Source organism: Alkalisalibacterium limincola (assembly GCF_008017755.1).
Lineage (GTDB): Bacteria > Pseudomonadota > Gammaproteobacteria > Xanthomonadales > Xanthomonadaceae > Alkalisalibacterium > Alkalisalibacterium limincola.
The window spans coordinates 268,206-280,501 of sequence record NZ_VRTS01000001.1; the positions used below are offsets into that span (position 1 = coordinate 268,206).

A 12,296-nucleotide genomic window follows, 5' to 3' on the forward strand; every position below is an offset into this window, starting at 1 on the left:
TGCTCACAGTCGTGCCAACCGCTCCGTCGCCGCGACCATCGTCGCCTCGTCCTTGGCGAAACAAAGACGGATCAGGCGCTGGCCTTCGGGCGCGGTCTCATAGAACGGCGACAGCGGCACGCCGGTCACGCCGTGCTCGATCGTCAGCCAGCGTGCGAACGCCAGGTCGTCGAGGTCGCTGACGGCGGAATAGTCGGCCAGCTGGAAGTAGCCGCCGGGCACCGGCAGCGCCCGCAGCTTGGTCTGGCCCAGCAGCTCGCGGAAGCGGTCGCGCTTGGGCTGGTAGAACGCACCCAGCCCCAGGTGGTGGTCGGCGTGCTGCTCGATCGCCTCGGCGAAGGCCCACTGCGCGGGCTGCATCGTGCAGAAGGTGTTGTACTGGTGCACCTTGCGGATCTCCGCCGACAGCGCCGCCGGCGCGACCGCGTAGCCGACCTTCCAGCCGGTGCAGTGGTAGGTCTTGCCGAAACTCGACACCACCACGCTGCGCTCGGCCAGCTCCGGGTGGCGCAGCACGCTTTCGTGGCGGGCGTCGTCGTAGATGATGTGCTCGTAGACTTCGTCGGACAGGATGATGATGCGCGTGCCGCGCACGAGTTCCGCCAGCGTGGCCATGTCCGCCTCGCCCAGCACCGCCCCGGACGGGTTGTGCGGGCTGTTGATGAACAGCATGCGGGTCTTCGAGGTGATCGCATCGCGCACGCGGTCCCAGTCCACCGCGAAGCTGTCCGGGTCCAGCGGCACGTGCACCGCGTCGGCCCCGGCCATGTGGATGGCCGGCTCGTAGCAGTCGTAGCAGGGGTCGAGAACGATCACCTCCTCCCCCGGGTGCACCAGCGCCATCACTGCATCCAGGATCGCCTCGCTGGCGCCGCTGGTCACCGTGACGTCGGTGTCGGCATCGATCGCGCGGCCGTACATTGCCTCGGTCTTGGCCGCGATCGCCTGGCGCAGCGGCGCGATGCCGGTGGCCATCGCGTACTGGTTCTTGCCCGAGCGCATCGCACGCTCGAAGCCATCGAGCAGGAAGCCGGGCGCGTCGAAGTCCGGGAAGCCCTGGCCCATGTTGATCGCGCCGTGTTGCACGGCCAGTTGCGACATGACGGTGAAGATGGTGGTGCCGACCTTCGGCAGCCGGGTCTGGATCTGCATCCGCGGTCCCTCGGTTCGTTTCGGTGCGCGCTAGCGTCCCGCGCGCGTGGCCGGCCAGTGTACGCAATGCCCCGGCAAGCGATAAGGCAGGGTGGCCGGACCGGCGCGGGATGATCCCGGTCATGGACCCCCACCCGGCGCATCGGTAGCATGCGTCCCGGAACCACAGGCCCCTTGATGACCACGTCCTCCCCCGCCACCGCCGTGCTGCTGACCGCCCGCGGGCTGGCCTATTCGCGAAACGACGCGCCCGTGTTCGGTCCGATCGACTTCGAGGTCGGCCCCGGCGAGGTGCTGCTGGTGACCGGCGCCAACGGTTCGGGGAAGACCACCCTGTTGCGCGTGGTGGCCGGCCTGCTGGCGCTGTCCGAGGGCGACGTTCGCTTCGGCGGTGCGCCCATCGTGCGCGGCATGGGGGCACCGGGCATGGCCTTCCTCGGCCACCACGCCGGCCACAAGGCCGACCTGACGGCGCTGGAGAACCTGGCCTTCGCCACCGGGATCAACGGTCAACGCAGCGGCACCGACGCCGAGACGGCGCTGGCCCGCGTCGGACTGGCCGGCTACGAGGACACGCCGGCGGGGAAGATGTCCGCCGGCCAGCGCAAGCGCCTGGGCCTGGCCCGGCTGCTGCTGCTGCCGGCCACGCTGTGGTTGCTCGACGAGCCCTACGCCAACCTCGACCTGGACGGCATCGACCTGGTCAACCGGGTCATCGGCGAGCACGTGGCCGGTGGCGCGGCTGCGCTGGTCACCACGCACGGGGCCTACGCCGCGCCGCCGGTGCGCACGCGCATGCTGGTACTGGGCGATCCGTCGCGGGTTCCGGTGGAGCATCCGGCATGAGCGGCATCGGCCTGCCCGCCCCCGGCCTGTGGCGTTCCGGCGCGGCGATGCTGGCGCGCGACCTGCGGCTGGTCTGGCGCCGGCGTGGCGACGCGATGCAGCCGGTGATCTTCGTGCTGCTGGTGGTGACCCTGTTCCCGCTGGCGCTTGGCGACGATCCCGGACTGCTGGCCAGGATCGCCCCGGGCGTGCTGTGGATCGCGGTGCTGCTGTCGGGCCTGCTGACGATGGACATGCTGTTTCGCGGCGACCACGAGGACGGTAGCCTGGAGCAGATGCTGCTCTCGCCCTCGCCACTGGCCTGGCTGGTGGGCCTGCGCCTGGCCGTGCACTGGGCCACCACGGCGCTGCCGCTGATCGTGCTGACCCCGATCCTGGGCAAGATGATGTACCTGCCGGGGAACCTTCTGGGGCCGTTGCTGGTCTCGCTGCTGGTGGGCACGCCACTGCTGAGCCTGGTGGGGGGCGTGGTGGCCGCACTGACGGTCGGCATGCGCCGCTCTGGTATGATGATGGGCTTGCTCGCACTGCCACTTTACGTGCCGATCCTCGTCTTCGGTGCCGGCAGCGTGATGCTGGCCGCGCAAGGAATGCCCTGGATCGGCGTGATCGGCCTGCTGGCCGGTGGACTCGCCCTGGCCCTCGTACTCGCACCGCTTGCCGCGGCCACCGCACTGCGCATCGCCCTGACATGACCCACGCCCTGGACGCCGACCTGTGAATCGCATCTGGCTCTGGTTCAATCAAACAGGATCACCGCCGCGCTTCCATGCGTTCGCCACCCGCTGGCTGCCGTGGATGTGGATCCCGGCGCTCGTGCTGACCGCCGTCGGCTTCTACCTGGCCCTGTTCGATTCGCCGGTCGACAGGCTGCAGGGGGAGAGCACGCGCATCCTGCACATCCACGTGCCGGCGGCCTGGATGAGCCTGATGGTCTGGGCCGTCATGGCGATCCAGGCGACGATCGCGCTGGTGTGGCGCATCAAGCTGTGCGAGGTGCTGGCGATGGCCTGCGCGCCGATCGGCGCCGGCTTCACCGTCATCACACTGGTCACCGGGGCGGTCTGGGGCATCCCCACCTGGGGCACCTGGTGGACCTGGGACCCGCGCTTGACCTCGCAACTGCTGCTTCTTTTCATGTACCTGGGCGTCATGGCGCTGTACGCCTCGATCGAGGACCGCCGCAGCGGCGCGCGGGCGGCGGGCTTCCTCGCCATCGTCGGCGTGGTGTTGCTGCCGGTGATCCGCTATTCGGTGGACTGGTGGAACTCCCTGCACCAGGGCGCCACGATCCGCCTGCTGGCCGGAGAGTCCGACCTCCACGCCTCTATGCTGCCGCCCCTGCTGGTCATGGTGGTGGCGACGAAATTCTGGTTCGTCGCCGCGCTGCTGCAGCGCGCGCGCAATGAAATGCTCGAACGCGAAGCGGGCAAGGACTGGGTACGGGCCGTGGCATCCGCCCGCCACGCATCCAGGCACACGGCGATGCTCGTGGCCGGCGGCGTGGCTGCTGCGGCATTGCTGTTCACGATGCTCGATGCGCTGCTGCCGATGGGGCTGATGTTGCCGGCCGACCATGGTGTCAACGCGCTGCGCTTCGTCGCCGCCGCGTACGCCGCCTACCTGCTTGTGTTCCTGTGGGACATGCTGGTGCCGCTGGCCCGCTACGGCATGCTCAATCGATCGATCCAAACGCGGGTGCGCCGCGAAGCGGCCCGCGCTGCTGCTCCTGGAGTGAGCCGATGAACCCTGTCCGTCGACGTCGCCTGGCCACCGTGGGCCTGGTCCTGATCGCCGCGGTCGTCGCCGCGGCCCTGGTGGCCTGGGCGCTGACCCAGAACCTCACCTACCTGCATACGCCCAGCGAGGTGCTGCGCGGCGATGCGCCGGTGGAGAGTCGGTTCCGGCTCGGTGGCGTGGTCTGCGAGGGCAGCATCGTGCGCGAGCCCGGCACCTTGAAGGTCGACTTCCGGGTCACCGATCGCGCCGAGTTCCTGCCGGTGAAGTTCGAGGGCATCCTCCCCGACCTGTTCAGCGACGGTGAGAGCATCATCGCCAGCGGACGCATGGACAACGGCACCTTCATCGCCGACGACGTGCTGGCCAAGCATGACGAGACCTACATGCCGGCCGAGGTGGCCGAGAAGATGGCCCAGGCGATAGCGCGTCCCGACGACGACGGCTGCGGGGGCAACTGATGCTTCCCGAGATCGGCCAGATCGCCATGATCCTCGCGCTGCTGCTGGCCATCGGCCAGTCGGTGCTGCCCCTGGTGGGCGCGCACCGCGGCAATGTCGCGTTGATGGACACCGCACGGAGTTTCGCCCACGGCAGCTTCCTGCTGCTGTTCGTGGCGTTCGTGCTGCTGACCCATGCGTTCATCGTCCATGACTTCTCCGTGGCCTACGTGGCGCAGAACTCCAACACCCTGCTGCCGCTGCAGTACCGGTTCTCCGCGGTGTGGGGTGGCCACGAGGGCTCGCTGCTGCTGTGGGTGCTGATCCTGGCCGGCTGGGGTTCCGCGGTGGCGCGATTCTCGCGCTCGCTGCCGCTGCCGGTGGTGGCGCGCGTGCTGGCGATCATGGGCATCGTGGCTGTCGGCTTCCTGCTGTTCACGATCCTCACCTCGAACCCGTTCGACCGGCTGTTCCCGGTGCCCCCGCAGGGCAGCGACCTCAACCCGCTGCTGCAGGACCCGGGCCTGATCTTCCATCCGCCGATGCTCTACATGGGCTACGTGGGCTTCGCAGTCGCGTTCTCGTTCGCGATCGCCGCGCTGATCGACGGCAAGGTCGACGCACGCTGGGTGCGCTGGTCGCGGCCGTGGACCAACGTGGCCTGGGCGTTCCTGACCCTGGGCATCACGTTGGGCTCGTGGTGGGCGTACTACGAGCTGGGCTGGGGCGGCTGGTGGTTCTGGGACCCGGTCGAGAACGCCAGCTTCATGCCCTGGCTGGTCGGCGCGGCACTGATCCATTCCCAGGCGGTGACCGAGAAACGCGGCAGCTTCCGCGGCTGGACGCTGCTGCTGGCGATCGCGGCCTTCTCGCTGTCGCTGCTGGGCGCCTTCCTGGTGCGCTCCGGCGTACTGACCTCGGTCCACGCGTTCGCCTCCGACCCCGAGCGCGGCATCTTCATCCTCGCCTTCCTGGTGTTCGTCGTCGGTGGCTCGCTGCTGCTCTACGCACTGCGCGCGCCGAGGGACGACATTGGCAAGCCGTTCGAAGCCGGGTCGCGCGAGACCTTCATCCTGGTCAACAACCTGCTGCTGGCGGCCGCGACCGCGATGGTGCTGATCGGCACGCTGTTCCCGCTGTTCGCCGACGCGCTGGACCTGGGCAAGTTCTCGGTCGGACCGCCCTACTTCGGCGTGCTGTTCACGGTGCTGATGCTGCCCCTGGTGCTGGTGATCCCGTTCGGCCCGCTGCTGCGCTGGCAGCGCGACAACGTCGGCAAGGTCTCGGTGTGGTTGCTGCCCTGGGCGGGGCTGGCGCTGCTGGCCGGCGTGGTCACCTTCTTCACCTGGCCGCAGGGCACGCTCAAGACCGCCGCCGGCGTGGCCGCCGGCGTCTGGGTGGCTGCAGGCACGCTGCGCTTCGTATGGAACCGCTGGCGCCAGGGCGGCCGCTTCACGCCGGAGATGACCGGCATGATCGTCGCCCACCTGGGCGTGGCGGTGTTCGTGTTCGGCGTGCTGATGCTGGAAAGCCTGAAGCTGGAGCGTGACGTGGCGATGCGACCGGGCAGCGTGGTCGAGTCGCTCGGATACAGGTTCGAGTTCCAGTCGGTGGAGACCGTGCGCGGGCCCAACTACATCGCCGACCGCGCCACCGTGATTGCGTCGAGCAATGGCCGCGAGATCGCCACCCTTCATCCCGAACGGCGCATGTACAAGAGCGGCGGCATGCCGATGACCGAGACCGCGATCAGCTCCAACCTGGTGCGCGACCTCTACATCGCGCTGGCCGAGCCGCTCGACGACCAGGGGTCGTGGGCCGTGCGCGTGCACGTCAAGCCCTTCGTCCGCTGGATCTGGCTGGGCGCGGTGCTCATGGCGGTGGGCGGCTTCATCGTCGCGATGGACAAGCGCTTCCGCCCGAAGCGGCGCGAGGAGGAGGCATGATCCAGAGACTCTTGCCACTGGTGATCTTCGCCGCGCTCGGCGTGCTGCTGTTCGTCGGCGTGCGCATGAGCGGCGACCCGAACCGCGACGCCCTGCCCTCGCCATTGATCGACCGCACGGCGCCGGCCTTCGTGCTCAATGCGCTGCACGAGCCGGAGCGTTCGGTGAGCGAATCCGACCTGCGCGGCGCCCCCTACCTGCTCAACGTGTGGGGCAGCTGGTGCCCGGCCTGCCGCGACGAGCACCCGGTCATCGAGAGGCTGGCCGAGAGCGGCCGCATCCGCGTGGTCGGCTTCAACTGGAAGGACGAGCGCGAGGACGCGCTGCGCTGGCTGCAGCGCTTCGGCGACCCCTACCACGAGATCATCGTCGACCAGGTCGGGCGAACCGCGATCGACTGGGGTGTCTACGGCGCCCCGGAAACCTTCCTGGTGGATGCCGAGGGCGTGATCCGCTGGAAGTACATCGGGCCGATCACCGACGAGGTGGTCGAGAAGCAGTTGCTGCCGACGCTGGCGCGGATCGAGGGCAGCCAATGAGCGCGCGAGTGCTGCATGCCCTGCTTGCCGCGCTGCTGCTGGCCTTCACCACGCCGGTGATCGCCTTCGAGCCGATCGAGTTCCGCAGCGAAGCCGAGGAGGAGCGCTACCGCGGCCTGTTGCACCAGTTGCGCTGCGTGATGTGCCAGAACCAGTCGCTGGCCGATTCGCCCGCCGACATCGCCGGCGACCTGCGCATGCAGGTGCTGGAGCTGGTACGCGAGGGCCGCAGCGATGCCGAGATCCGTGCCTTCCTGGTGGAGCGCTACGGCGAGTTCATCCTGTACCAGCCGCCCGTGAGCCGGGCCACCTGGCTGCTGTGGTTCGGGCCGGGGCTGGTGCTGCTGGCCGGTGCAGTCATGGTGGTCATGACGGTGCGGCGCAAGTCCGCGGGCGCGGCACGCAAGCCGGTGCCGCCGGCGGCGGAAGACGAACAGGAGTGGTGACGTGACCGGATTCCTCATTGGCAGTGCCGTGCTGCTGGCCCTCGCACTGGCCTTCGTGCTGGTGCCCTTGTGGAAGTCGGCCCGCTGGACGGCGATCGCCGTTTCGCTGGCGCTGGTGATGGGCACGTGGTGGTCTACATCACCGCCGGCACGCCGATGTCGCTGATCGAGCGCGGCCAGCTGTCAGGAGAACCCGGCAGCCTCGAGGAGGCCGTCGACAACCTGGCCGCGCACCTGGCGGAGAATCCCGACGAGCTTGAAGGCTGGGTGCTGCTGGGCCGCAGCCGCAAGTCGCAGGAGCGCTTCCAGGAGGCCGAGCTGGCGTTCGCCCAGGCCAACCGGCTGGCCCCCGACGACCCCGACATCCTGGTGGAGTTCGCCGAGGCCCGGGTGCTGGCCAGTCCGGACCGGCGCATGGAGGGCGAGCCGCTGGAGATGATCCTCGCTGCGCTGGAACGCGACCCGACCCAGCAACGCGGGCTGCTCCTGCTGGGCATCCACCACCAACAGGCCGGTCGGCGGCCGAAGCCGCGGAAACGTGGGAGCGCCTGCTCGAGCAGATCGGCCCCGATGCCGCCCCTGCGCTGGTCGGCCGCATCAACGACGCCAGGGCCGAGGCCGGCCTGGCGCCACTGGCCGGTGGCGCAGTAGCCGCGCCGGGCGAGATCGTCCACGAGGGCCCGCAGATCCACATCCGCGTGGAGCTCAACCCGCTGGTGCGCGACCGGGTCGTCGAAGGCGCCACGTTGTTCGTCATCGCCCGCCAACCCGACGGACCCAACATGCCGGTGGCCGTCCATCGACAGACGGTGACCGGGTTCCCGATCGACGTGACGATCTCCGATGCCAGCGCGATGATGCCGACGCTCAAGCTTTCCGACCTGCGCGCCGTCCGCCTGGACGCGCGCATCTCGATGTCCGGCGACGCCGCACCCCGCCCGGGGGGACCTCGAGGCCGAGGGCCAGGTGGTCACCGTGCGCGATGGCCGTGCCGAGATGCTGGTCATCGAACGGGTCGTCGCCAACGCCCCATGACCGAGTTCATTCCGCCAGGCACCCGCTTCCATGCCTTGCCTTCGCCGTTCGCGATGAAACGTGGCGGCGAACTGCAGGGGGCACGCCTGGCCTATGAGACCTGGGGCCGGCTCAACGCAACGGCCGACAATGCGATCCTGATCCTGACCGGCCTGTCGCCCGACGCCCATGCCGCCAGCCATCCCGACAACCCGGAGCCGGGCTGGTGGGAAGGCATGCTCGGCCCCGGCAAACCGATCGATACGGACCACTGGTTCGTGGTGTGCGTCAATTCGCTGGGCAGCTGCAAGGGCTCCACCGGCCCGGCGTCGCCGATGCCGGGGACGCAGACGCCGTACCGGCTGGCCTTTCCCGACCTGTCGGTCGAGGACATCGCCAACGCCGCCCACACCCTGGTCGACAGCCTCGGCATCCGGCGCCTGGATACGTTGATCGGCTGCTCGATGGGCGGCATGGCGGCGATCGCCTACCTGCTGTTGCACCCCGGTTCGGCCCGACGCCATATCAACGTTTCCGGCAGCCCCCGCGCCCTCCCGTTCTCGATCGCGATCCGCTCGCTGCAGCGCGAGGCGATCCGGCTCGACCCGAACTGGGCCCAGGGCCAGTATTCCGACGAGGTTTACCCGGAAAGCGGCATGCGCATGGCGCGCAAGCTCGGCGTGGTCACGTATCGATCGGCGCTGGAGTGGAGTGGCCGCTTCGGGCGCATCCGGCTGGACGAGAAGCGGCAGGAGGAAGACCCGTTCGGGCTGGAGTTCGAGGTCGAGAGCTACCTGGAGGGCCATGCGCGCCGCTTCGTGCGACGTTTCGACCCCAACAGCTACCTCTACCTGAGCCGTTCGATGGATTGGTTCGATGTCGCCGAGTACGCCCCGGGGGGCTGCGACGACGACCAGCGCGCGAGTGCGGCACTGTCCAGCATCCGCCTGGAGCAGGCCATGTCGATCGGCGTGGAGACCGACATCCTGTTTCCCCTGCAGCAGCAGGAGGAGATTGCCGACGGGCTGCGTGCCGGTGGCTGCGACGCGCGCTTCGTTCCGCTGCCCTCGCCACAGGGGCATGACGCGTTTCTTGTCGATATCGAACGCTTTGGCGCCGCCATCGGCAGCTTCCTGGGCGGACGATGAGCCGGCGTCATGCCACTGTTAGACTGAGCCCATGAGCGCCACCGCACCCATCGAACACGACACCGACTTCCCCGGCCGCGAGGCGCTGATCCGCGCGCTGGACGAGGCGGTCTCCCAAACCGACCACGAAGCGGTGACCCAGTCGCTGCGCAGCGTGCTGTGCCGCGCCATCCGCGACCGTGGCATCCACCTCCCCGATTGCGTCCACGAACGCGTCGACGACCACTACGCCCGCCGCGAGCTCTACCGCAGCCCGACGCTGGGCTACAGCGTGGTGGCGATGACCTGGGGGGCCCGGCCAGGGCACGCCGGTGCACGACCATGCCGGGCTGTGGTGCGTGGAGGGCGTCTGGGAGGGCCAGCTGGAGATCACCCAGTACGAGTGCCTGGAGGGTGGCGAGGATTGCTGCCGTTTCCGCCCGGCCGGCACGATCAACGCGGGTACCGGCTCGGCCGGCAGCCTGATCCCGCCGCACGAGTACCACACGATCCGCAATGCCAGCGACGACGCGATCGCGATCTCGCTGCACATCTACCAGGCCCCGATCACCTGCTGCTCGATCTTCGAGCGACTGGAGGGCGACCGGTACCGGCGCAGCGCGCGCGAACTGTCCATCGACAACGACGCCTGACCCGGGGACAGCCGGCCCCGGGCCGGCTATACTGCGCATCCCGTCGCCGGCGTGGCGGAATTGGTAGACGCAGCGGATTCAAAATCCGCCGGCCTAAAAACCTTGTCGGTTCGAGTCCGACCGCCGGTACCAGCACGGTCCTGCGCACCCTGCGCGATGCGGCGTCAGCCGGCTTGGGCCGCTTTCGTCGTCGCCTGCGCCTGCTCGCACATCCTTTCCCGCATCGTCACCGCCCTGGCCTTCGATGGCACGTGCCCGAAGCTGGCCAGCAGGTGGTCGATCATGCTTTCACTGATGCTGCGGATCGGGATCGTTTCCGGGGCCAGCAGCCAGTCGCGGATGATGCCGGTGGTCAGTGTGTGGAACATCGCCGCGCAGAATTCCGGGCACAGGTCGGTATCCACCAGCCCCAGCGACTGGGCACGCTTGAAGGCGCGGGCGCTGTTGCCGATGACCCACTGCATCTTCTCGGTGTGGCGATCCACCACCGGCGCCAGTTCGTCGACGAACTCGCACCGATGGAAGAGGATCTCGAGCATGTTGCGCGAGTGCGGATTGGTCGCGAGGTCCTGGATCGAGTGGATCGTCGCCTCGCGCATCGCGTCGACCGGGTCGGGCTGGTCGTCGGACACCGCCCGCTCGAAGCGCTGGAACAGGGGGGACTGGGTGCGCTCCATCAGCGCACCGAACAGGTCGAACTTGTTCTCGAAATGCCAGTACACCGCGCCGCGGGTGCAGCCGGCACGCTTGGCGATCTGGTCGAGGCTGGTGCGCGAGACGCCGCAGTCGCGAAACGCCAGTTCCGCGGCGTCGAGGATCGATTCGCGGGTCTGCTCGGCTTCTTCTTTCGTCTTCCTGGCCATGGTCCACCGGGTGAAGTGCCGCCAAGGGCACGGCTGGAACGGAGCGTTCCGTGAGGGACCGTCCGCGGCCCGACCGGGGTAGTTTACAAACATACATACATGTTTGTATAGTGCCGCCATCGTCGCCCGGTCGGCTGTCCTGTTGCTCGCAGGATGCGCTCCCTCCCCCCCGCGAGCCGCCGGGCGGCGACCTTCTTCAAGGATCGAACCACCCCATGCCCTTTACCCGACGCATCCTCCTCGTGCCCGCCAGCGCGCTCGCCCTACTGGTCCTGTCCGCCTGCAACGGCGAACAGGCGCCCAACGGCATGCCGCCGACGATGGTGTCCACGATCACCGTCGCGCCCGAGCGCGCCAGTGTCGTCAATGAGCTGCCCGGGCGCCTGAGCGCGAACCGGGTGGCCGAGGTGCGCGCCCGCGTTCCCGGCATCGTGCTGGAACGGGTGTTCACCGAGGGCAGTGACGTGGTGGCCGGCGAGCTGCTGTATCGCATCGACCCCGCCCCCCTCCGGGCGGAGGCCGCCTCGGCACAGGCCGCGTTGGCCCGCGCCGAGGCCGATGCCTTCCAGGCGTCCGCGCTGGCTCGTCGCTATGCGCCGCTGATCGCGGAGAACGCGGTCAGCCAGCAGGAATACGACAACGCCGTGGCGGCCGACCGCCAGGCCCAGGCCGCCGTCGCGGCCGCCAGGGCCGTGCTCGAGCAGGCCCGCATCAGCCTGGGCTATGCCGACGTGAAGGCACCGATCGCCGCCGGATCGGCCGGGCCCTGGTCACCGAGGGTGCGCTGGTCGGCCAGGGCGACGCGACGCCGCTGGCGCGCATCCAGCAACTCGATCCCATGTATGCCGACTTCACCCAGTCCACGGCGGAACTCTCGCGCCTGCAGCGCGCCTTCGACAGCGGCGACATCGCCCGTGTCGACGGGGAAAGCGCGAAGGTCGAGCTGGTGCTGGAGGACGGCAGCGTCTACGCCCAACCCGGGCGCTGCTGTTCTCCGACATCAGCGTGGACCCGGGCACCGGGCAGGTCAGCCTGCGCGGGCAGTTCCCGAACCCCGACGGGCGCCTGCTGCCGGGCAGCTACGTGCGCGTGCGCCTGGAGCAGGGTTCGTCCGGCAACGCATTGCTGGTGCCCAAGCAGGCGGTGCAGCGCAACGCCGGTGGCCAGACCTATGTCAGCGTCGTGGAAACCCGGCGCGGCGAGGATGGCGAGCCGGAGATCGGACCGCAGGGTGCACCGGTGCAGCTGGCCGCGCAGCGCATCGTCGCGCTGGGCACCAGCCTGGGCAACCGCTGGCTGGTCGAGGACGGCCTCGAGGCGGGTGACGAGGTCATCGTGGAAGGCTTCCAGCGCGCAGCACCCGGCATGCCGGTGATGGCCCAGCCCTGGCAGGCTGCCGCGCCCTCGCCTGCCCCTGGCGAAGCGCCGGAAGAAACCCAGCCGGGCATGGACCCGGAAGCCGCAGCCGACGTCGCCGAAGGCGACGACGCCCAGCCCTGAATCCATGACGGGCAACGCGCACGCCACGCGACC

At 69.2% G+C, this 12,296-nt stretch carries 14 protein-coding genes, 1 tRNA gene and 4 pseudogenes; 15 read left to right on the forward strand and 4 right to left on the reverse strand.

Annotated features, from left to right (window positions below):
* Window positions 1-3 precede the first annotated feature (3 nt).
* Window positions 4-1,152, reverse strand: coding sequence for a pyridoxal phosphate-dependent aminotransferase (locus FU658_RS01200; RefSeq protein ID WP_147890432.1), 1,149 nt, complete (start codon window positions 1,150-1,152; stop codon window positions 4-6).
* A 177-nt stretch (window positions 1,153-1,329) separates the two neighbouring features.
* Between FU658_RS01200 and ccmA the strand changes: the two genes are divergently transcribed.
* From ccmA to FU658_RS01255, 13 genes and pseudogenes are all read left to right on the forward strand, one after another.
* Complete coding sequence (ccmA, locus tag FU658_RS01205; RefSeq protein WP_147890433.1) at window positions 1,330-1,998, forward strand: heme ABC exporter ATP-binding protein CcmA; 669 nt, start codon at window positions 1,330-1,332, stop codon at window positions 1,996-1,998.
* On the forward strand, window positions 1,995-2,693 hold the full coding sequence (ccmB, locus tag FU658_RS01210) for a heme exporter protein CcmB (RefSeq protein WP_147890434.1): 699 nt from the start codon (window positions 1,995-1,997) through the stop codon (window positions 2,691-2,693). The genes ccmA and ccmB overlap by 4 nt, the downstream gene beginning before the upstream one ends.
* A 22-nt stretch (window positions 2,694-2,715) precedes the next feature.
* A pseudogene (gene ccmC, locus FU658_RS01215) lies at window positions 2,716-3,465 on the forward strand (heme ABC transporter permease CcmC); the annotation flags it as partial.
* A gap of 275 nt (window positions 3,466-3,740) precedes the next feature.
* Window positions 3,741-4,196, forward strand: a complete 456-nt coding sequence (gene ccmE, locus FU658_RS01220; protein ID WP_147890436.1) for a cytochrome c maturation protein CcmE — start codon at window positions 3,741-3,743, stop codon at window positions 4,194-4,196.
* On the forward strand, window positions 4,196-6,121 hold the full coding sequence (locus FU658_RS01225; protein WP_147890437.1) for a heme lyase CcmF/NrfE family subunit: 1,926 nt from the start codon (window positions 4,196-4,198) through the stop codon (window positions 6,119-6,121). Before ccmE ends, FU658_RS01225 begins: the two co-directional genes overlap by 1 nt.
* On the forward strand, window positions 6,118-6,660 hold the full coding sequence (locus FU658_RS01230) for a DsbE family thiol:disulfide interchange protein (protein WP_147890438.1): 543 nt from the start codon (window positions 6,118-6,120) through the stop codon (window positions 6,658-6,660). The genes FU658_RS01225 and FU658_RS01230 overlap by 4 nt, the downstream gene beginning before the upstream one ends.
* Window positions 6,657-7,106 carry a cytochrome c-type biogenesis protein gene (locus FU658_RS01235; RefSeq protein WP_147890439.1) on the forward strand — a complete coding sequence of 150 codons (450 nt, stop codon included), beginning with the start codon at window positions 6,657-6,659 and terminating at the stop codon, window positions 7,104-7,106. The genes FU658_RS01230 and FU658_RS01235 overlap by 4 nt, the downstream gene beginning before the upstream one ends.
* A 1-nt stretch (window position 7,107) precedes the next feature.
* A complete protein-coding gene (locus FU658_RS14220; protein WP_187265846.1) occupies window positions 7,108-7,272 on the forward strand; it encodes a hypothetical protein in 165 nt (54 codons plus the stop codon).
* Complete coding sequence (locus FU658_RS01240; RefSeq protein ID WP_147890440.1) at window positions 7,233-7,757, forward strand: tetratricopeptide repeat protein; 525 nt, start codon at window positions 7,233-7,235, stop codon at window positions 7,755-7,757. The genes FU658_RS14220 and FU658_RS01240 overlap by 40 nt, the downstream gene beginning before the upstream one ends.
* A 47-nt stretch (window positions 7,758-7,804) precedes the next feature.
* Window positions 7,805-8,050 (forward strand): annotated as a pseudogene (locus FU658_RS15885) (c-type cytochrome biogenesis protein CcmI/CycH); the annotation flags it as partial.
* An 87-nt stretch (window positions 8,051-8,137) separates the two neighbouring features.
* Complete coding sequence (gene metX / locus FU658_RS01245) at window positions 8,138-9,268, forward strand: homoserine O-acetyltransferase MetX (RefSeq protein WP_147890719.1); 1,131 nt, start codon at window positions 8,138-8,140, stop codon at window positions 9,266-9,268.
* A gap of 31 nt (window positions 9,269-9,299) precedes the next feature.
* A pseudogene (locus FU658_RS01250) lies at window positions 9,300-9,900 on the forward strand (cysteine dioxygenase family protein).
* Between the two features lie 45 nt (window positions 9,901-9,945).
* Window positions 9,946-10,032 (forward strand) — tRNA-Leu (locus FU658_RS01255).
* Between the two features lie 32 nt (window positions 10,033-10,064).
* Here the strand turns inward: FU658_RS01255 and FU658_RS01260 are convergent.
* Together FU658_RS01260 and FU658_RS14935 are read right to left on the reverse strand one after the other, a co-directional pair.
* A complete protein-coding gene (locus FU658_RS01260) occupies window positions 10,065-10,763 on the reverse strand; it encodes a TetR family transcriptional regulator (protein ID WP_187265847.1) in 699 nt (232 codons plus the stop codon).
* A 196-nt stretch (window positions 10,764-10,959) separates the two neighbouring features.
* Window positions 10,960-11,256 (reverse strand): hypothetical protein, encoded by a 297-nt coding sequence (locus FU658_RS14935; RefSeq protein WP_255505375.1) that lies wholly within the window; start codon window positions 11,254-11,256, stop codon window positions 10,960-10,962.
* Between FU658_RS14935 and FU658_RS14940 the strand changes: the two are divergent.
* A pseudogene (locus tag FU658_RS14940) lies at window positions 11,147-11,452 on the forward strand (efflux RND transporter periplasmic adaptor subunit); the annotation flags it as partial. The gene FU658_RS14935 and the pseudogene FU658_RS14940 sit on opposite strands and share 110 nt — an antisense overlap.
* A 32-nt stretch (window positions 11,453-11,484) precedes the next feature.
* Here the strand turns inward: FU658_RS14940 and FU658_RS14945 are convergent.
* Window positions 11,485-11,739, reverse strand: coding sequence for a hypothetical protein (locus FU658_RS14945; RefSeq protein WP_255505376.1), 255 nt, complete (start codon window positions 11,737-11,739; stop codon window positions 11,485-11,487).
* Between the two features lie 11 nt (window positions 11,740-11,750).
* Here FU658_RS14945 and FU658_RS14950 point away from each other — a divergent pair, with 11 nt between their 5' ends.
* Complete coding sequence (locus FU658_RS14950) at window positions 11,751-12,263, forward strand: permuted SH3 domain-containing protein (protein ID WP_484476956.1); 513 nt, start codon at window positions 11,751-11,753, stop codon at window positions 12,261-12,263.
* Window positions 12,264-12,296 lie beyond the last annotated feature (33 nt).

What these genes read in the sequence shown, in the direction of transcription:
- FU658_RS01225 (WP_147890437.1), top strand. Translation starts at nt 4,196, where the DNA reads ATGCTTCCCGAGATCGGCCAGATCGCCATGATCCTCGCGCTGCTGCTG.
- FU658_RS14935 (WP_255505375.1), bottom strand. Translation starts at nt 11,256, where the DNA reads ATGCGATACAGCAGCTCGCCGGCCACCACGTCACTGCCCTCGGTGAAC.
- ccmA (WP_147890433.1), top strand. Translation starts at nt 1,330, where the DNA reads ATGACCACGTCCTCCCCCGCCACCGCCGTGCTGCTGACCGCCCGCGGG.
- FU658_RS01200 (WP_147890432.1), bottom strand. Translation starts at nt 1,152, where the DNA reads ATGCAGATCCAGACCCGGCTGCCGAAGGTCGGCACCACCATCTTCACC.
- FU658_RS01260 (WP_187265847.1), bottom strand. Translation starts at nt 10,763, where the DNA reads ATGGCCAGGAAGACGAAAGAAGAAGCCGAGCAGACCCGCGAATCGATC.
- FU658_RS01235 (WP_147890439.1), top strand. Translation starts at nt 6,657, where the DNA reads ATGAGCGCGCGAGTGCTGCATGCCCTGCTTGCCGCGCTGCTGCTGGCC.
- ccmE (WP_147890436.1), top strand. Translation starts at nt 3,741, where the DNA reads ATGAACCCTGTCCGTCGACGTCGCCTGGCCACCGTGGGCCTGGTCCTG.
- metX (WP_147890719.1), top strand. Translation starts at nt 8,138, where the DNA reads ATGACCGAGTTCATTCCGCCAGGCACCCGCTTCCATGCCTTGCCTTCG.
- FU658_RS01230 (WP_147890438.1), top strand. Translation starts at nt 6,118, where the DNA reads ATGATCCAGAGACTCTTGCCACTGGTGATCTTCGCCGCGCTCGGCGTG.
- ccmB (WP_147890434.1), top strand. Translation starts at nt 1,995, where the DNA reads ATGAGCGGCATCGGCCTGCCCGCCCCCGGCCTGTGGCGTTCCGGCGCG.